Below are 16,596 nucleotides of genomic sequence, written 5' to 3'. Positions count from 1 at the left end.
CCACGGCGGGCAATTCCGTGGCTCCAGGCCGACAAGGATGCGGGAACCGACCCCAATATGCGGAGTTTCCAATCAACAACCGCAAAGGAGTCCAGCCATGACCGCCACCAAGCAGAAATGGTCGGCCGAGGTGACCGAGCACAGCGATGCGATGGATCTAGAGGAGCACGTCTTCGAATCCGACGACGCCAGGAAGATCGCCGCCTCGCTCAAGCGATCGGCGGAACACAGCCACCGCCGCAAGGCCGAGCCGTTCCAGTCCGCCATGTCGATGCTGAATTTCTACATCAACCGGGCCGGCAAGAACCTGCCCGCGGCGCGCAAGAAGGTCCTCGAGGACGCCAAGGACGAACTGCGCGAAGCATTCGGGCGGCCAAAGGAGGATTAGCCGCCCTCGCCCGCCAATGGCTCCTGAGGGAACAGGGCGCCCTATTGCTTGATTTCTGGTTCGACGAGCTTGGCCAGGTTGCGCAACGATTCCTGCCAGCCGAGATAGCAGGCTTCCGCGGGAATGAGGTCCGGAATGCCGGCCTGGATGATGTTCACTTCGGTGCCCACCGACACTTTCTTCAACGTCACGGTCACCTCGATCTCGCCGGGCAAATTGGGATCGTCGAACCTGTCGGTGTAGCGCAGGAGTTCTCCTGGAACGAGCTCGACATATTCGCCGCCGAACGAGTGGCTGTCGCCCGTGGTGAAGTTGCGGAACGACATCTTGAACGTGCCGCCGACCTTGCCCTCGAAATGATGAACCGTGCAGGTGAAGCCGTTCGGCGGAAGCCATTTGGCAAGGGCGTCGGCTTCGAGAAACGCGCGGTAGACCTTCTCCGGGCTGGTGGTCAGAACGCGATGCAGACGAACGGTGCTGGGCATGTCGATACTCCTTCGTGGTTCCTCTTCGATATCCCAAGGACGCGTGCCACACGGCCGATCCGACACCCGCGTTTGAATTTTTTGACGGTGACGGCCCGAATTGCGTCGAGCCCGCAGGGCGGGAACACCAGCGCCGAATGGCCGTGTCGCGGAAATCTATCGGGAACGGATGACGTTGTCGGTATTGGCCAAGAGCTTGCGCACGGCATTGCGCGCCGCGTCCGGCCGCTGCAGGCGGATGTTCTTTTCGATTGCCTCGTGCATCTTCTGAGCGAGCTGCAAATCGTCGAGTTCGCGGGTCGTGTAGGCAAACAGGTGATCGAAGGCGGACTCGATCAGCACGCCGAGCGGCACCAGCAGGTCATTGCCGGAAGCACGCAGGATTGCGAGATGGAAGCGGGTGTCGGCGCGGGTCCGTTCCTGCAAGCTTTTCGCCTCGCCCATCTCCCGGCAGGCCTCGCTGATCTCCGCCATCTGCTCGTCGGTCCGCCGCATGGCGGCGAAGGCGGTCGCTTCCGGCTCGATGATGTGGCGGAACTCCTGCACCGTCTTCAGGAACACCTCTCGGTCGGGCGACGTCGCGTACCAGGCCAGCACATCGCGATCGAGCAGGTTCCAGCGCTCCTTCGGCTCGACCCAGCTGCCGATCTTGGGGCGCGATGCCAACAGGCTCTTGGCCATCAGCATCTTGATCGCCTCGCGCACCGCCGATCGGCTGACGCTGAAGGTCTCCGACCATTTGGCTTCATTGGGCAGGATGGTGCCGGGCGGATAGTCGCCGCGCACGATCCTCAGTCCAATCTCGCTGGCCAGCGAGGTGTGCACGCTGGAGCCGGGAATGCGCGCCGCGTCGGGCCGGCGAACACCGGCCTGGCGCTCGGCGGCCCCAGCCTTTCCAGGCGATTTTTCCTTGTTCGGCTTCGCGTCCCGCATGGACTCCAGAGAGGCCGGTTTAAGGAAGCTGTCAAGCGCGGCGCGGACCTTGGGCGGCAAAGCCCTGGGCTATGCACAACCCAGCCGCGATTCGACCGCGCTCAGGCGGTCTTGACGTATTTGCGCCAGCTGTGCTCCGGCCGGAAACCGAGCATGTCGCGCGCCTTGCGGTTCGACAGCAGCGTCTCGTATTCACCGAGATCGGCCTTGACCGGCACGCCTGGATAGAACCGCTTCAACAGTTCAGCGGTCGGCAGATCGGACGAGGTGTCGTCATTGGTGGCGTTGAACACCTGATAGCCCAGCCCGTCCTTCTCGACGGCGCGCAGCGTGATCTGGCCAAGGTCGCGCGCGTCGATGTAGCTCCAGGCGATCCGTTTGCGAAACCCCGGGTCGGCGAACCATTTCGGAAACAGCGAATACTCATGCGGCTCGATGACGTTGCCGATGCGCAAGGCATAGATATCGGTGCCATTGCGCTGCGCGAATGCCCGCGCGGTCTTCTCGTTGACGACCTTGGACAGCGCATAACTGTCCATCGGATCGACGTCATACGCCTCGTCCAACGGGAAATATTCGGGATCGCGCGGCTCGTTGGCGAACACCAGGCCGTAGGTCGTCTCGCTTGAAGCGATGATCACCTTGCGGATGCCGAGCTTCACCGCGGCCTCGATGACGTTGTAGGTGCCCATCGCATTGATGCGGAACACCTCATTGTCGGGCGTGATCATGATGCGTGGAATGGCGGCGAAATGCACCACGGCGTCCACCGGCTGCGGCCGCAGCGACGGATCGAATTCGTGCAGGCCCATATAGCTCGACAGCGCGTTGAACACCTGGCCGCTGTCGGTGATGTCGGTGATCAGAGTGCGCACCTTGGGATTGTCGAGCGGCCTGGTGTCGATGTTGAGCACCTGGCAACCCTGCTCCACCAGATATTGCACGACGTGCCGCCCAGCCTTGCCGCTGCCGCCGGTGAACATGATCCGCTTCGTCATTGTGGTCTCCACGAAAGTCCTGGGATTTACGTCTATTGTCAGACAATATTGCTTTCCGCAACCGTCTATGGCTAAAACAGCGGCGACATTATCGATAATCGCAAACAGGACAGACAGCATGAACACCTCCGCCACCAGCGAGACAATCGGCTTTGTCGGCCTTGGCCTGATGGGTCACGGCATCGCCAAGAACATCGTCGACAAGGGCTATTCCCTCACCTTCCTCGGCCGCAAGAACCGCAAACCGGCGGAGGATCTTCTGGGCCGGGGCGCTCGCGAGGCACCGACTTCCCGCGACGTGGCGGCGGCATCGGATATCATCTTCATCTGTGTCACCGGCTCGCGCGAGGTGGAGGCCATCATTCGCGGCCCCGGCGGCCTCAAGGAGGGCTTGAGGAAGGGTTCGGTCGTCGTCGACTGCTCGACCTCGGATCCGGTCTCGACGGTGGCGCTCGCGGCAGAACTCAAGGCGCTCGGCGTCGACTATGTCGACGCGCCGCTCAGCCGCACGCCGAAGGAGGCCTGGGAAGGCACGCTCGACGCCATGGTCGGCGCGCCCGACGCCGTCTTCGCCAGGGTCAAGCCGGTGATCGACACCTGGGCCGGCCGCATCGTCCATATCGGCGACACCGGCGACGGCCACCGCATGAAGCTGCTCAACAATTTCATCTCGCTGGGCTACGCCGCCCTCTATTCCGAGGCATTGGCGCTGGCCGAGAAGGTCGGCATCTCGCCGCCGCGCTTCGACAGCGTCATCCGCAACGGCCGCATGGATTGCGGCTTCTACCAGACCTTCATGCGCTGGACGCTGGAAGGTGACCGCGACGCCCACAAATTCACCATCGCCAATGCCTTCAAGGACCTGACCTATCTGGAATCGATGGCGGGTGCGGCGGGCATTGCCAACCCGCTCGGCAACGCCACCAAGAACTCCTTCGCCGGCGCTCACGCAACCGGTCCGGCCGAGCAGTTCGTGCCGATGCTGGCAACGCATATCGCCAAGGTGAACGGCGTCGATCTGATGCCGATGAAGGATGGCAAAAAGCAGACGATCTGAGGGCTCGAACGGCTTTACCGCCGCGACCGCTCAATGACCTCGTCGGTATTGGCGAGCAATTTGTGCACCGCGGCCCTGGCGGCGGCCGGCCGTTGCAGGCGGATGTTCTTTTCGATCGCCTCGTGCAGCGACTGGGCGCGCCGCTGGTCGCCGTGCTCGCGCGTAACGAAGACGAAGAGATGGTCGAGCGCCGATTCGATCAGCACACCAAGCGGCACCAGAAGGTCGTTGCCCGAGGCCCTGAGAATGGCGAGATGGAAGCGTGTGTCGGCGCGCGTGCGCTCCTGCAGGTTCGTCGCCTCTCCCATCTCGCGGCAGGCCTGGCTGATCTCCGCCATCTGCTCGCCGCTGCGCCTTATGGCGGCGAAGGCGGACGCTTCCGGTTCTATGATGTGGCGGAACTCCTGCACGGTGCGCAGGAACACTTCGCGGTCGGGCGAGGTCGCGTACCAGGCCAGCACGTCGCGGTCGAGCAGGTTCCAGCGTTCCCTGGGCTCGACCCAGCTGCCGATCTTGGGCCGCGACGCAAGCAGGCTCTTGGCCATCAGCATCTTGATGGCCTCGCGCACCGCCGAACGGCTGACGTTGAACGTTTCCGACCATTTGGCTTCATTGGGCAGGATGGTACCCGGCGGATAGTCGCCACGGACGATCCGGAGGCCGATTTCACCGGCCAGCGAGGCATGCACGCTCGATCCGGGGTTCCACGCCATTTCAGGCCGGCGAACAGTAGCGGCGGGCGGGCTGGGCGGCGCTTCGAGCCCAGCGGATCGCTTTCTAGACTTGTCGTCCGGCATCTTCGTTCCGGCGTCGGCGATCTTGTCTGGAAGCCGTCCGGATTGTCCGTGCCCGCCATTGTCCATGCCGAACGGCAAGACGCACGAGCCCGACAAGCCGGAGCCTCTGCCCCGACAATGCTGCCTGTCCTTGTCACTGAGGGAGTTGACGGGGCGCCCGGAAAGGACGCCCCGGTATCGCAAATTACTTCTGGATGCAGGTATCGACCGTGTCCTTGGTGCATTCGTCCAGGCCGGTGAACACCGGATCGTCGACCTTCTTGCCTTCGATCAGGTCGATCATCACCGTCGGCGCCTTGTAGCCCATTTCGAAGGGCCGCTGGCCGACCAGCGCGGTGACGAGGCCATCCCTGGCGATCGCCACCTCGTCGCCGATCGTGTCGGCGGCGCCGATGACGAAGTCGTTCTTGGCCAGCCGGTCCTTGAGCGGTCCGACCAGATCGCGGTAGGGCTGCGGCGCGCCGAACAGCGGCCAGCCACCCATAATGCCGAACGCATCGAGCTTGGGGTTGGCGGCGAGGATGTCGGTCATCGCCTGCACGCCCTTGGCGCCGTCGTCATTGGTGAACACCGGACAGCCGGCGACTTCCGTCCAGCCGCCCTCGCCGGCCAATGCCGTGAGGCCTTCCTTGCCCGTCAGCGCGTCGCGCATGCCTTGCGCGCGGCGCAGGATGTTGTCGGCCGCCGGATTGCCCTCGATGGTGCAGATCGTGCCGCCATTCGGCTTGGCCTTCTTGATGTACTCGCCGATCTTCTTGCCCATCAGATAGTTGTCGGTACCGAGATAGGTCTTGCGCAGGGCCGCGTCTTCCTTGGCAAGGTCGGCATCGACGGTCATGATCGGGATCGACGGATTGGCGCTCTTGATCGTCTGCGCGATCAAAGGCGCGTTGGACGGCGAAATCGCCATCGCCACCGTGTCGGGCTTGCTCAGCATGTCCTGGACGATCTGTGCCTCGCCGGCCTCGTCGGAAGTCGACGCCGGACCGGTGTAGAAGCATTCATATTCCGAGCTGGCGTTTTCCTTGTTCCACTTCTCGCAGCCCTGGTGGATGGCCTCGAAGAACGGATTGTCGAGACCTTTCACCACGATGACGAGCTGCTTCTTGGCCAAGGCCGGCCCGGCACCCAGCGCCATGGCGGCGACGGCGGCGAGCAATACTGTTTTCCTCATGTCAATCCTCCCTTTAAAACAGACGGACACGGCGTGCCCGCCACACACACAAACCGCCCGTATGCGAGATGGCAGAGCCAATGCTCGTGCCGCCAGGCAAGGCCGGTAAGCATTTTCAGATGCGGCCGGACCGGCAACGTGCCGTAACGGCCGATAACCTCCCACCGGTCCCTCCGCGGCAATGGCCTGGGGCCGGAAATCTTTCTCCGACCATCAACTAATAACGGCGCGACGCCAACGTCAATTGCTATTTGTCCTACAAAACGGATTTTTCGGAACCGCATGCTCTTATTCGTCTGACAAATAGCACATTTCGACAATTGACGCCCGCGCGGGCATTCGCGTAAATGCCGAAGATCGTTGCCTCCGGGAGGAATGGGGAGCACGATAGAGGAGCCGCGGCCTGGAAAAGGCATGCGGCAAGGCATGGGGAGGCATGGCTGGTGGCGGTTCTCGAACTCACCAACATCTCGAAGCATTTTGGCGCCATCCAGGCTGTCAACGACGTGTCGCTGTCGATCGAACCCGGCCAGGTCGTCGGGCTGATGGGCGACAATGGCGCGGGCAAGTCGACGCTGGTCAAGATGATCGCCGGTAATTTCCACCCGAGCCATGGCACCATGCGCATGGACGACAAGGAATTGGTCCTGAACAAGCCGGCGGAAGCCCGCCAGCACGGCATCGAGATCGTCCACCAGGATCTTGCGCTCTGCAACAATCTGACGGCCGCCGCCAATGTCTATCTCGGCCGCGAGCTGCGGCGCGGCGTCGGCCCATTCCGCATCCTCGATTATGCGGCCATGTACAAGCGGGCCGGCCAGCTCTTCGCCGAGCTGAAGTCCGAGACCCGCCCGCGCGATCTCGTCAAGCAGATGTCGGGCGGCCAGCGCCAGGCGGTTGCGATCGCCCGCACCATGCTGTCGCAGGCCAAGATCGTGCTGATGGACGAACCGACGGCGGCGATCTCGGTCAGGCAAGTGGCCGAAGTGCTCAACCTGATCCGCCATCTGCGCGACCAAGGCATAGCGGTGGTGCTGATCAGCCACCGCATGCCCGACGTGTTCGACGTCGCCGACCGCGTCATCGTCATGCGGCGGGGACGCAAGGTCGCCGACAAGGCAATCGCCTCGAGCTCGCCCGAGGAGGTCACCGGGCTCATCACCGGCGCCATCGAGCAGGTCTCGTGAGCGCGGCTAATCCGGATTTCACCAGGCTGGCGTGCCTCGCCGCCGGCAGGAAAGGTCGATAATGGCAGTCACCCTTGATCAGACGATCGCGCAGAAGCAGCATACTTTCCTGTCGCGGCTGTTCTCCACCCAGACCTTCTGGGTGGTGATCGCCGTCATCCTCGCCTGCATCTTCCTGTCGTTCGCCACCGACGCCTTCGCAACATCGAAGAACCTCTACAACATCACCCGCAACGTCACCTTCGTCGCCATCGTCGCGCTCGGCATGACTTTCGTCATCATCACCGGCGGTATCGACCTGTCGGTCGGCTCGGTGCTGTGCCTGTCGTCGATGGTGCTGGCGGTAACCATGCATGCCGGTTACTCGATCGAAATCGGCATCCTGGCCTCGATCGCCACCGCGCTCGCCATCGGCGCCTTCAACGGCATATTTATCGCCTATCTCGGCTTTCCACCCTTCGTGGTGACGCTCGGCATGCTGTCGATCGCGCGCAGCCTTGCCATGGTCGCCTCCAACAACACCGTCGTCTTCCAGTTCGGACCGGATCACCAGAAGCTTCTCGCACTCGGCGGCGGCGCCTGGGTGTTCGGCATCGCCAATCCGGTGCTCTACATGATCATCCTGGCGCTGATCACCGGCTTCATCCTGCGCTGGACCAAGTTCGGCCGGCACATCTTCGCCATTGGCGGCAATGAGCACGCGGCGACGCTGACCGGCGTCCCGGTGAAGCAGATCAAGGTCGCCGTCTACATGATCTCGGCGCTATCGGCCGGCATTGCCGGCATCATCCAGACCGGTTGGCTTGGCGCCGTCACCACCAATCTCGGCAACGGCATGGAACTGCAGGTGATCGCCGCCACCGTCATCGGCGGCGCCGACCTCGCCGGCGGTGTCGGCACCGCCTTCGGCGCCATTGTCGGCGCGGCGTTGATCGAGGTGATCCGCAACAGCCTCGGCCTGCTCGGCATCAACGCCTTCTGGCAAGGGACTTTCATCGGCGGCGCCATCCTGCTGGCGGTATTGTTCGACCGCATCCGCAATTTCAGGCGCAGCGACTGAGAGCCCGAAGCGCTATTCGTTCTGGTTCCTATCGCTCAGTCTGAAAATCGGCTGAAGCCGAGAGCCCTGGGGACCGGCCAACGGCCTACACCTTGACGGATGCCGAAAACCGGCCGCACAATCCCCCTGCAGGCGAAGGGAGGCCAGTCGCTTGCGGGAGGATATACCCATGACGGAAGCGATCAGGCTCTACTGGGGCCGGTTCGGACATGTTTCTGTCCTGAATGTCGCGAGCGACTTCGTCACCCATGCCCATGTCGAGGCGCATCTGATCATCTGGCTCGAAGGCACCGCCGGCGAGATGACCATCGGCCGCGAGACCGTCCGGCTCGGCCCAGGTACCGCCGCCGGCATCAATTCGCTGCAGCCGCATAGCCACGTCCTGTCCCAGGACGGCCGGCCGGGTCTGTTCCTGGCCTTCTACATCGACCCGGACTGGGCCCGCCGCCGCCGCGACTTGCCATCCAGCGCGCCGTTGTTTTCGCAGGCGGCGATCGCGCTCGAGCCGTGGCTGCACCAGGCCGCGGCCAGCCTGCTCGACCATCTCACCGACAATGAAAGCGTCGACGACATCGCCAATTACGAGATCGAGCGCTTTATCGACTCCGTGCTCGATGCCGCCGACGCCTCGGCCCCGCAGGAGGCGCGCGGCCGCATCAACACCATGCAGGATTTCCGCGTCCGCAAGGCGATCCAGTTGATGAAAGCCAATGTCTGCGAGCGCATCTCGTTCGACGATGTGGCGCGTGCCGTCGGCCTGTCCAGGCCGCATTTCTTCTCTTTGTTCAAGGAACAGACCAATCTGACGCCCAATGTCTACTGGAACACGCTGCGCATGGAGGAAGCGGTGCGGCAGTTGCAGTGGTCGCGGGAGCCGTTGATCTCCGTCGCCTGCAATCTCGGCTTCACCACGCAGGGCAATTTCTCGCGCTTCTTCCGCGACCATGTCGGCGTGCCGCCGACGCTCTACCGCGAGGCCGCGCGGGCAATGGCCTGAGCCGGCGGCCCCTGTTTTTCAGACTGGTTGATACACGCTCAAGACGCATTGATAAGCGCCGCCCGCTCAGGGGCCCTACCCTTGCCGCAACGATCATTGGCAAGGGAACATCATATGCCCAAAGTCACCATCTCCAGCGTCATCGACGCGCCGGTCGAAAAGGTCTGGGCGCGCATACGCGACTTCAACGACCTGCCGGGATGGCATCCACGCATGGTCGAAAGCCATATCGAGGACGGCAAGGACGCCAGTACGATCGGCTGCGTGCGCAACTTCCAGCTCGCCAGCGGCGCGCGGCTGCGCGAACAACTGCTCGACTTTTCCGATGACGATTTCCTCGTCAGCTATTCCATCCTGGAAACGCCGCAGCCGCTCACCAATCACAAGGCGACGCTGCAACTCCGGCGCGTCACCGACGGCGACCGCACCTATGCCGAATGGACCGCCAGCTTCGACGCCGCCCCCGAGGAGGCGGACAAGCTGGCCGAAGGCATGGGAACCAATGTTTTTCAAGGCGGCTTCAATGCCCTGAAAAACCATTTCGCCGGTCAGAGCTGAAGGAGCGGGCCATGGCGCTGGCACTGCAGACTTTTGCCACGGTAAAGGACGCCAATGGCGCGCTGAAGGCCGCAGGCACGCGCTACCTCGGCGGCGGTACACTCGTGGTCCGCGCGGCCAATGAAGGCGACGTCTCGGTCTCCGGCCTTGTCATGTCGACCGACCCGGCCCTGTCGGCCATCGACGTCGGCGGCGGCAAGGTCCGCATCGGCGCCTCGGTGACCATGGCTGAGCTCGCCCGCCATCCGGAACTCGGCTCGGTGGCCAAGGCCGCGCGCGCCGTCGGCGGGCCGGCGATCCGCAACATGGCGACCGTCGGCGGCAATCTGTTCGCGCCAGCGCCCTATGGCGATTTCGCCGTCGCCCTGCTGGCGCTCGATGCAGCGGTCGGCACTGATGACGGTGAACGCCCCATCGAGACCTTCCTGGCCGGACGGGGCGACAGTCGCGCCATCGTCACATCGGTGAGCTTGACGCTTCCGAGGGCCGACAGCTTCCGCTTCCTCAAAGTGTCGCGGGTCAAGCCCAAGGGCGTCTCGGTGCTGAGCATCGCCGTCGTTCTGGAACAGGCCGGGGACGGGACCGTGTCCTCGGCGCGGATCGCGCTCGGCTGCATGGCCGATCGGCCGGTGCGCGCCAAGGCAGCGGAAAAAGCGCTGATCGGCAGGATGCTCGACCCGGATGGCATAGCACCGGCGCTGGCCGCCGCGGGTGAAGGCACCGCGCCGATCACCGATCCAATCGCCAGCGCCTGGTATCGCGCCGAGGTGCTGCCGGTCCATCTTGGCCGGCTGCTGCTTGGGTTGGCCTGAAAACACGTCGGGGGGCGCGCGCTTGCCCCGCGGGGCAGGCGCGCAAGGAGGAAGAATGGCAAAGGTCCCGGTTCAATTCACGCTCAACGGCTCTGAAAAGGCCGAATTCATCGACAGCGGCACGACGCTGCTCAACGCCCTGCGCGACAAGATCGGCGACACCTCGCCGAAGGGCGGCTGCCACCAGGGAACGTGCGGCGCCTGCTCCGTCATCGTCGACGGCGAACTCAGGCTGTCTTGCCTGACATTGGCCGAGACCTGCAACGGTGCCGCCATCACCACCACATCGGGCCTTGCCGAAGGCGGCGTGCTGCACCCGCTGCAACGCGCTTTTCTCGATGCATTCGCCACGCAATGCGGCTTCTGCACGCCGGGCATGATCATGGCGGCCAAGGTGCTGCTCGACCATACGCCCAATCCCAGCCGCGACGAGGTCGTCGAGGCGCTGTCGGGCAACATCTGCCGTTGCACCGGTTACGAGCCGATCATCCAGGCGGTGCTCACCGCCGCCCGTGCCAACTCGCAGAACGCGGCCTAGAGCCGGATGATTTCTGGTCGAACAGACCTGAAATCTGAATCCGGCTCTAAATCAAAGAGATAGAGCATGATGTCGCCCGAAAACCGCTTCACACTTTTCGGCATCATGCTCTGAAGGACCAAAACAATGGAACTGCGCAAGAGCTACTTCGCCGATGTCCGCAAGGACGATCTGCACGAGATCGGCCAGGCCCGGCCACGCTCGGATTCGCCTGGCCATGTCACCGGCAAGACCGCCTTTTTCGCCGACCGCAATTTCCCCGGCATGCTGCACCTGAAGATGGTGCGCAGTCCGCACCACCATGCCCGCATCCGCTCGATCGACACATCGGAGGCCGAGAAGCATCCGGGCGTGGTCAAGGTGCTGACGGCCAAGGACGTGCCGCACAATGTCTACACCATCCTGATCCTGATCCAGGTCGGACCCGAGGATGAGACGGTGCTGGCCGACGGCAAGGTGCGCTGGAAGGGCGAGGCCGTGGTGGCTGTGCTGGCCGAAACCGAGCGGGCCGCCCAGGAAGCCGCCGCCAAGGTCAAGGTCGACTACGAAGTGCTGCCGGCGGTCTTCGACATGGAGGAGGCGCTGAAGCCCGGCGCGCCGATCGTCAACGAATATCACGGCCAGAATTATTACCTCTATGACAGCGGCGAGTGCCGCAAGGTGCGCTTCGGCGATGTCGAGGCGGGCTTTGCCGAGGCCGATCACGTGCTGGAGCAAAGCTATCAATCTTCCCCCATCGAACACGCGCCGACAGAGACCACCGGCTGTATCGTCGTGCCAGAGGGCAATGACCGCTTCACCTGCCACACCAACACGCAGGCGATGTTCTTCACCTTGGACAACACTTCGATCATCCTGCAGATGCCGGGCTCGAAGCTGCATTTCGTCGGCGGCACGGTCGGCGGCGGTTTCGGCGGCAAGGTCGACGTCATCGTCGAGCCGATCGCTATCCTCGGCGCGAAATTAACCGGACGACCGGTCTGTTTTGTCTACAGCCGCGAGGAGGAGATGCAGATTTCGTCGCCGCGCGCGGCCGAAAAGGTCGTCATCAAGGACGGCGTCATGAAGGACGGACGCATCGTCGCCCGAAAGGTCACCGGCTATACCGATGCCGGCGCCTATTCGCGCCACTCGCCCTATGGCGCGCAGAAGGGTGCGGGCCATTATCCCGGCCCCTACACCATCCCCAATGTCTGGATCGACACCTACTGCGTCTACACCAACCGCACGCCATCCTCGGCCATGCGCGGCTTCGGCGTCACCATCGGCGACTTCGCGCTGGAGGTGCAGATGGACAAGCTGGCGCGGCTGATCGGCATGGACCCGCTCGAATTCCGCTTCATCAACGCCTATCGCGACGGCGACATGAAGGCGCATCGCCAGCCGACGGAGGGGGCAGCGCTGATCGAGTGCATGCAGGAAGCCTCGCGCGCCGCCAACTGGCCGGTGGCTGAGAAATACATGGCGATGTCCTCCTACGTGAAGGGAACCTGAGATGGCGATCAGGCGCGGACGCGGCGTTGCCGCGATCAACTATCCCACCGGCATGAACCTCGGCGGCGACCCGACCCAGGCGCTGGTGCATTCGACCCCGACCGGCAATTTCATGGTGACGCTGTCCAGCGTGGATCTCGGCCAGGGCATGAAGCAGATCATGGCGCAGATCTGCGCCGAGACGATCGGCGTGCCGACCGACCGTGTCGTCGTCGACACCGCCGACACCGATACCGGCCCGCACTGCATGGGCACCTTCGCCTCGCGCGGCACCCACCGCGCCGGCAATGCCGTCATCCAGGCCGCCAAGGAAGCGCGTCAGGTGATGCTGGAAGTGGCGGCCGAAGAGCTGGAAGTGAATGCTTCCGACCTCGAAACCGATGGCCAGGGCAACATACTGGTCAAGGGTGCGCCGCAAAAGTCGATCTCGATTTTCGACGTCGCGCTGTCGGCGCATTTCAAGCGCGGCCGCTCCATATCAGGGCGCGGCATGTTCCTGATCCCGCGCTCCTATCCGGAGAAGGAAACCGGTGCGATGAAGCCGTCGACCTGCTACGCGCATGCCTGCACGGTCGCGGAAGTCGAGGTCGACGACGAGACCGGCGAAGTGACCGTGCTCACCGTGAAGAACGTCTTCGAGATCGGCCGCGCGCTGAACCCGAAAATGGTCGAGCAACAGCTCGTCGGCGGCTCCTGGATGGGCATCAGCCACGCTCTCTACGAGACGACCGAGCCTTACTATCCCAACCGCGACCATGGCGGCACCGACTTCAACCAGTACCTGATGCCCGGCCCCGGCGACCTCGCCGAAACCGAAATCATCGTCCTGGAGCGGCCGTCCGCCGACGGACCTTATGGCGCCAAGGGTCCGGGCGAAATGTGCGCCAACCCGCAGATCCCCGCTGTCGCCAACGCCGTCTTCGACGCCGTCGGCGTGCGCATCGACACGCTGCCGATCACGCCCGAGCGCATTTTGCGCGCGCTGAAGGCGCAAGCGAACTGAGTGCCCGAAATGCCTGATGTCAACGAGGCTGTCGCGACGTCACCGGAGGCGGTGGCTCAGCATCTTGCCGCCTCGCGCTATCTCGCCGACGACAGCCTCGCCACCGCCATCTTTCTCGCCATCCGGCTGGGCAAGCCGCTGCTGCTCGAAGGCGCGCCGGGCGTCGGCAAGACGGAAGCGGCCAAGGCGATCGCCCAACTGCTCGGCCGCGATCTGGTGCGGCTGCAATGCTATGAAGGCATCGACGCCGCGCACGCGCTCTACGAATGGAATTATCAGCGCCAGCTGCTCGCCATCCGCCATGCCGGCGAGCAAGAGATCGACATCTATGACGACCGTTTCCTGATTGCCCGGCCGCTGCTGCAGGTGCTGAAGGCGCCGCGGCAGCGCGTGCTGCTGGTCGACGAGATCGACCGTTCCGACCATGAGTTCGAAGCGCTGCTTCTCGAATTCCTCTCCGATTTCCAGATCAGCATTCCCGAGCGCGGCACGATCCGCGCCGAGGCACAGCCGATCGTCATCCTGACGTCGAACCGCACCCGCGAACTTGCCGAGGCGCTGCGCCGCCGCTGCGTCTATCACTGGATCGGCTATCCCGACGCCGAGCGCGAGGCCGCGATCATCATGCTGCGCGCCGGCGATGTGGCTGAAGACACCGCGCGTGCCGTGGCGGCGGCGGTACAGACCATCCGTGCCCGCCCGCTGGCCAAGCCGCCGGGTATCGCCGAGGCGGTCGAATGGGCCAATGCCGCGACCATCCTCGAAAAAGGCGGCAGCCCCTGGCCGGAAGCCTTCCGCCGCGCCATCGGCGTGCTGATCAAGGACGAGGAAGACCTTTCCTACATCGCGCCGGAGCTTGGCCGGATTGTCGAGGAGGCGCTGGGGTGAGCCGGGACCTCATTGGGCAACGCTGGCGGGACAGCGCCCCCCTCTGTCCTGCCGGACATCTCCCCCTCAAGGGGGGAGATCGGCTGTCATCCCGGCTTTCGCTAATTCGCGACATCGCGGAACCAGGCGAAGCATCGAAGCTGCCAATCTCCCCCCTAGAGGGGGAGATGTCCGGCAGGACAGAGGGGGGCGCCACGAAATGATGCGGGAAACAAGCTTGCCCCGCGCCGCGGCTGCCTTCCTCGGCTTCGCCCGGTTGCTGCGCCGCTACGGTTTCGCCATTGCCCCCGAACAAGTCTCCAACTTCATGCAAGCCGTGACCCTGCTCGGCCCCCGCTCGATGGCCGATATCCGCGAGGCCGCCCTTGCCACGCTGGCGCCGCCACCGGATCGCCGCGACGAGTTCGAGGCTCATTTCCAAAGCTATTTCCATGGCAACACATCAGCCGTGGTCGAAGGCGAAGCCGACGAGGAGACCCGCATCAAGGATGATGGCGGCGCCGACGACGAGCGGATCGACGCCGAGCACAGTCAAGAAGGTGGCGAACTGTCCTCGGCGCTGGAGCAGCTAAGCACCCGCGACTTCCGGCGCGACGACGGCAGGCTGGTCGCCTTTCAACGCAAGCTTTCCGCTGCCCTGCCCGCGCGCCGCTCCTTCCGCACGGTGCGTACCCATTCGCGCGGCAAGCTCGACCTGCGCCGATCGCTGCGCGAAATCGTCAGTGCCGATGGCGATGTCCCCTCGCCGCTGCTGCGCCGCCGCCAGACCGTGCCGCGCAAGCTGCTGATCCTCATCGACGTCTCGGGCTCGATGAAGCTGCACACGGCGGACTATCTCAAGTTGGCGCATGCCGCCGTGCAGGGTGCTGACCGGGCGGAAATCTTCACCTTCGGCACGCGGCTGACCCGCATCACGGCCGCGTTGCGCCTCCGCGACCGCGATCAGGCGCTGGCGCGCGCCGCCGCGCAGGTCGACGACTGGGACGGCGGCACCCGTATGGGGCCGACACTGCTCGCCTTCCTCTCGGTGCCGCGCTTCTCGTCCTTCGCGCGCGGCGCGGCCGTCGTCATCCTGTCCGACGCGCTGGAGCGCGGCGGCCATGCCGAACTGGAAACGGCCATCCGCCGGCTGAGCGCCCGCGCCTTCCGGCTGTCGCTGGCGACCCCTTTGGCCGGCGACCCTCGCTTCCGGCCGGAAACCGCCGCGCTCAGCGCCATCCTGCCAGTGCTCGACGATCTGGTCGACGGTTCGTCACTTGCCGGTCTCACCGATTTCATCCTGTCGCTTGCCCGCCCTGCCCCGGCGGCTGCGACACTCTGGAAAAGGGTATCCTGATGCAGAAAGCCATCGACGCGCATTTCCACATCTGGCGCCAGCAGGACCAGCCCTGGCTGGTCGGGCCGATGGTGCCGCGCATCTTCGGCCCCTACGAGCCGATCCGCCGCGATTATCCGATCGAGGAGTTTCTCGCCGACCAGCAAGGTTCTGGCGTCGAGAAGGCCGTCTATGTCCAGACCAATTGGGCCAAGGAGGATTTCGAGAAGGAAGTCGCCTTCCTGCAGAAGACGGCTGACGAGACCGGCTGGCCGCACGCCATTGTCGGCTATGCCGACATGACGGTCGACGATGTCAGGCCGCAGATCGATCGGCTGATGAAATACAGGCTGCTGCGCGGCGTGCGCATGCAACTGCACTGGCACGAGACGCCAGCCTTCCGCTTCGCTGCCTCGGCCGATCAGGTCATCGATCCGAAGGTGCGCGCCAATGTGGCGAGGCTGAAGGATTACGGACTATCATTCGACCTGCAGTTGTTCCCCGCCCAGATGAAGGACGGACTGACGCTGGTCGGCGAAAACCCGCAAACCAATTTCATTCTCACCCATGCCGGCATGCTGACCGGCATGGAACCGGAAACCACAGAGGCCTGGAAGGCCGGCCTGCGCATGCTGTCAGCGGCACCGAATTTCCATGCCAAGCTCTCTGGCCTCGGCACCTTCGTCCACCGCAACGACCCGGCGCTGATCGCCTATATCGTCGACAACGCAATCGAAATATTGGGCGCCGATCACCTGATGTTCGGCTCGAATTTTCCCATCGAGAAACTATGGACCAGCCACGCCGAGCTGATCAAGGCGCACCGCGATGCCGTGACCAGACATGGCGCGGCCGCCGAGGCGGATATCTTCTGGAACACGGCTGAGCGGATCTACCGGCCCTGAACCGGGC

The 16,596-nt window shown here is 64.1% G+C and carries 18 protein-coding genes; 13 read left to right on the top strand and 5 right to left on the bottom strand.

Features of this window, described 5'->3' with window-relative positions:
• Positions 1 to 97 precede the first annotated feature (97 nt).
• On the top strand, positions 98 to 388 hold the full coding sequence (locus LB569_RS11670) for a DUF3175 domain-containing protein (protein WP_181173553.1): 291 nt from the start codon (positions 98 to 100) through the stop codon (positions 386 to 388).
• 41 nt (positions 389 to 429) lie between these two features.
• Here the strand turns inward: LB569_RS11670 and LB569_RS11665 are convergent, their stop codons facing one another.
• The 3 genes from LB569_RS11665 to LB569_RS11655 all read right to left on the bottom strand — a co-directional run bounded on the left by LB569_RS11665 (position 430) and on the right by LB569_RS11655 (position 2,804).
• Positions 430 to 873 carry an SRPBCC family protein gene (locus LB569_RS11665; RefSeq protein WP_224692390.1) on the bottom strand — a complete coding sequence of 148 codons (444 nt, stop codon included), beginning with the start codon at positions 871 to 873 and terminating at the stop codon, positions 430 to 432.
• A gap of 156 nt (positions 874 to 1,029) precedes the next feature.
• Positions 1,030 to 1,806, bottom strand: a complete 777-nt coding sequence (locus tag LB569_RS11660) for a FadR/GntR family transcriptional regulator (RefSeq protein ID WP_140702010.1) — start codon at positions 1,804 to 1,806, stop codon at positions 1,030 to 1,032.
• 101 nt (positions 1,807 to 1,907) lie between these two features.
• Positions 1,908 to 2,804 carry an NAD-dependent epimerase/dehydratase family protein gene (locus LB569_RS11655; protein WP_224692389.1) on the bottom strand — a complete coding sequence of 299 codons (897 nt, stop codon included), beginning with the start codon at positions 2,802 to 2,804 and terminating at the stop codon, positions 1,908 to 1,910.
• Positions 2,805 to 2,922: 118 nt separating this feature from the next.
• On the opposite strand from LB569_RS11655, the gene LB569_RS11650 reads away from it, so the two are divergent.
• Positions 2,923 to 3,861: an NAD(P)-dependent oxidoreductase gene (locus tag LB569_RS11650; protein WP_140702012.1), complete on the top strand. Its 939-nt coding sequence runs from the start codon at positions 2,923 to 2,925 to the stop codon at positions 3,859 to 3,861.
• A gap of 14 nt (positions 3,862 to 3,875) precedes the next feature.
• On the opposite strand, the gene LB569_RS11645 is transcribed toward LB569_RS11650, so the two are convergent.
• Together LB569_RS11645 and LB569_RS11640 are read right to left on the bottom strand one after the other, a co-directional pair.
• Positions 3,876 to 4,658, bottom strand: a complete 783-nt coding sequence (locus LB569_RS11645; RefSeq protein WP_224692591.1) for a FadR/GntR family transcriptional regulator — start codon at positions 4,656 to 4,658, stop codon at positions 3,876 to 3,878.
• Between the two features lie 184 nt (positions 4,659 to 4,842).
• On the bottom strand, positions 4,843 to 5,832 hold the full coding sequence (locus LB569_RS11640; RefSeq protein ID WP_224692388.1) for a sugar-binding protein: 990 nt from the start codon (positions 5,830 to 5,832) through the stop codon (positions 4,843 to 4,845).
• 443 nt (positions 5,833 to 6,275) lie between these two features.
• On the opposite strand from LB569_RS11640, the gene LB569_RS11635 reads away from it, so the two are divergent.
• From LB569_RS11635 to LB569_RS11585, 11 genes are all read left to right on the top strand, one after another.
• Positions 6,276 to 7,019 (top strand): ATP-binding cassette domain-containing protein, encoded by a 744-nt coding sequence (locus LB569_RS11635; protein WP_224692387.1) that lies wholly within the window; start codon positions 6,276 to 6,278, stop codon positions 7,017 to 7,019.
• Between the two features lie 61 nt (positions 7,020 to 7,080).
• On the top strand, positions 7,081 to 8,079 hold the full coding sequence (locus LB569_RS11630; protein WP_140702014.1) for an ABC transporter permease: 999 nt from the start codon (positions 7,081 to 7,083) through the stop codon (positions 8,077 to 8,079).
• Positions 8,080 to 8,248: 169 nt separating this feature from the next.
• The gene (locus LB569_RS11625) at positions 8,249 to 9,076 is read left to right on the top strand and encodes an AraC family transcriptional regulator (protein WP_224692386.1); all 828 of its coding nucleotides are present in this window, start codon (positions 8,249 to 8,251) and stop codon (positions 9,074 to 9,076) included.
• A 114-nt stretch (positions 9,077 to 9,190) separates the two neighbouring features.
• Positions 9,191 to 9,634, top strand: coding sequence for an SRPBCC family protein (locus LB569_RS11620; protein ID WP_224692385.1), 444 nt, complete (start codon positions 9,191 to 9,193; stop codon positions 9,632 to 9,634).
• An 11-nt stretch (positions 9,635 to 9,645) separates the two neighbouring features.
• Entirely contained in the window at positions 9,646 to 10,446 is an 801-nt protein-coding gene (locus LB569_RS11615; protein WP_224692384.1) for an FAD binding domain-containing protein, read from the top strand.
• A gap of 55 nt (positions 10,447 to 10,501) precedes the next feature.
• Positions 10,502 to 10,984, top strand: a complete 483-nt coding sequence (locus tag LB569_RS11610; RefSeq protein ID WP_224692383.1) for a (2Fe-2S)-binding protein — start codon at positions 10,502 to 10,504, stop codon at positions 10,982 to 10,984.
• Positions 10,985 to 11,110: 126 nt separating this feature from the next.
• A complete protein-coding gene (locus tag LB569_RS31825; RefSeq protein WP_263494474.1) occupies positions 11,111 to 12,478 on the top strand; it encodes a xanthine dehydrogenase family protein molybdopterin-binding subunit in 1,368 nt (455 codons plus the stop codon).
• A 1-nt stretch (position 12,479) separates the two neighbouring features.
• On the top strand, positions 12,480 to 13,481 hold the full coding sequence (locus LB569_RS31820; RefSeq protein ID WP_135919316.1) for a xanthine dehydrogenase family protein molybdopterin-binding subunit: 1,002 nt from the start codon (positions 12,480 to 12,482) through the stop codon (positions 13,479 to 13,481).
• A gap of 9 nt (positions 13,482 to 13,490) precedes the next feature.
• Positions 13,491 to 14,369 carry an AAA family ATPase gene (locus LB569_RS11595; protein ID WP_140702020.1) on the top strand — a complete coding sequence of 293 codons (879 nt, stop codon included), beginning with the start codon at positions 13,491 to 13,493 and terminating at the stop codon, positions 14,367 to 14,369.
• A 199-nt stretch (positions 14,370 to 14,568) separates the two neighbouring features.
• Entirely contained in the window at positions 14,569 to 15,705 is a 1,137-nt protein-coding gene (locus LB569_RS11590; protein WP_224692382.1) for a vWA domain-containing protein, read from the top strand.
• Complete coding sequence (locus tag LB569_RS11585) at positions 15,705 to 16,589, top strand: amidohydrolase family protein (RefSeq protein WP_224692381.1); 885 nt, start codon at positions 15,705 to 15,707, stop codon at positions 16,587 to 16,589. The genes LB569_RS11590 and LB569_RS11585 overlap by 1 nt, the downstream gene beginning before the upstream one ends.
• The last annotated feature ends 7 nt before the right edge of the window (positions 16,590 to 16,596 follow it).

Origin of the sequence: Mesorhizobium sp. BH1-1-4 (assembly GCF_020165665.1) — a bacterium.
Lineage (GTDB): Bacteria > Pseudomonadota > Alphaproteobacteria > Rhizobiales > Rhizobiaceae > Mesorhizobium.
The sequence above is the reverse complement of the archived record's forward strand: the minus strand, read 5'-3'. Positions and strand labels throughout refer to the sequence as shown.

Bases quoted from the DNA above. Each gene is read 5' to 3' on its own strand.
- LB569_RS11670 (WP_181173553.1), top strand. From the start codon at position 98: ATGACCGCCACCAAGCAGAAATGGTCGGCCGAGGTGACCGAGCACAGC.
- LB569_RS11665 (WP_224692390.1), bottom strand. From the start codon at position 873: ATGCCCAGCACCGTTCGTCTGCATCGCGTTCTGACCACCAGCCCGGAG.
- LB569_RS11660 (WP_140702010.1), bottom strand. From the start codon at position 1,806: ATGCGGGACGCGAAGCCGAACAAGGAAAAATCGCCTGGAAAGGCTGGG.
- LB569_RS11655 (WP_224692389.1), bottom strand. From the start codon at position 2,804: ATGACGAAGCGGATCATGTTCACCGGCGGCAGCGGCAAGGCTGGGCGG.
- LB569_RS11650 (WP_140702012.1), top strand. From the start codon at position 2,923: ATGAACACCTCCGCCACCAGCGAGACAATCGGCTTTGTCGGCCTTGGC.
- LB569_RS11645 (WP_224692591.1), bottom strand. From the start codon at position 4,658: ATGCCGGACGACAAGTCTAGAAAGCGATCCGCTGGGCTCGAAGCGCCG.
- LB569_RS11640 (WP_224692388.1), bottom strand. From the start codon at position 5,832: ATGAGGAAAACAGTATTGCTCGCCGCCGTCGCCGCCATGGCGCTGGGT.
- LB569_RS11630 (WP_140702014.1), top strand. From the start codon at position 7,081: ATGGCAGTCACCCTTGATCAGACGATCGCGCAGAAGCAGCATACTTTC.
- LB569_RS11625 (WP_224692386.1), top strand. From the start codon at position 8,249: ATGACGGAAGCGATCAGGCTCTACTGGGGCCGGTTCGGACATGTTTCT.
- LB569_RS11620 (WP_224692385.1), top strand. From the start codon at position 9,191: ATGCCCAAAGTCACCATCTCCAGCGTCATCGACGCGCCGGTCGAAAAG.
- LB569_RS11615 (WP_224692384.1), top strand. From the start codon at position 9,646: ATGGCGCTGGCACTGCAGACTTTTGCCACGGTAAAGGACGCCAATGGC.
- LB569_RS11610 (WP_224692383.1), top strand. From the start codon at position 10,502: ATGGCAAAGGTCCCGGTTCAATTCACGCTCAACGGCTCTGAAAAGGCC.
- LB569_RS31825 (WP_263494474.1), top strand. From the start codon at position 11,111: ATGGAACTGCGCAAGAGCTACTTCGCCGATGTCCGCAAGGACGATCTG.
- LB569_RS31820 (WP_135919316.1), top strand. From the start codon at position 12,480: ATGGCGATCAGGCGCGGACGCGGCGTTGCCGCGATCAACTATCCCACC.
- LB569_RS11595 (WP_140702020.1), top strand. From the start codon at position 13,491: ATGCCTGATGTCAACGAGGCTGTCGCGACGTCACCGGAGGCGGTGGCT.
- LB569_RS11590 (WP_224692382.1), top strand. From the start codon at position 14,569: ATGATGCGGGAAACAAGCTTGCCCCGCGCCGCGGCTGCCTTCCTCGGC.
- LB569_RS11585 (WP_224692381.1), top strand. From the start codon at position 15,705: ATGCAGAAAGCCATCGACGCGCATTTCCACATCTGGCGCCAGCAGGAC.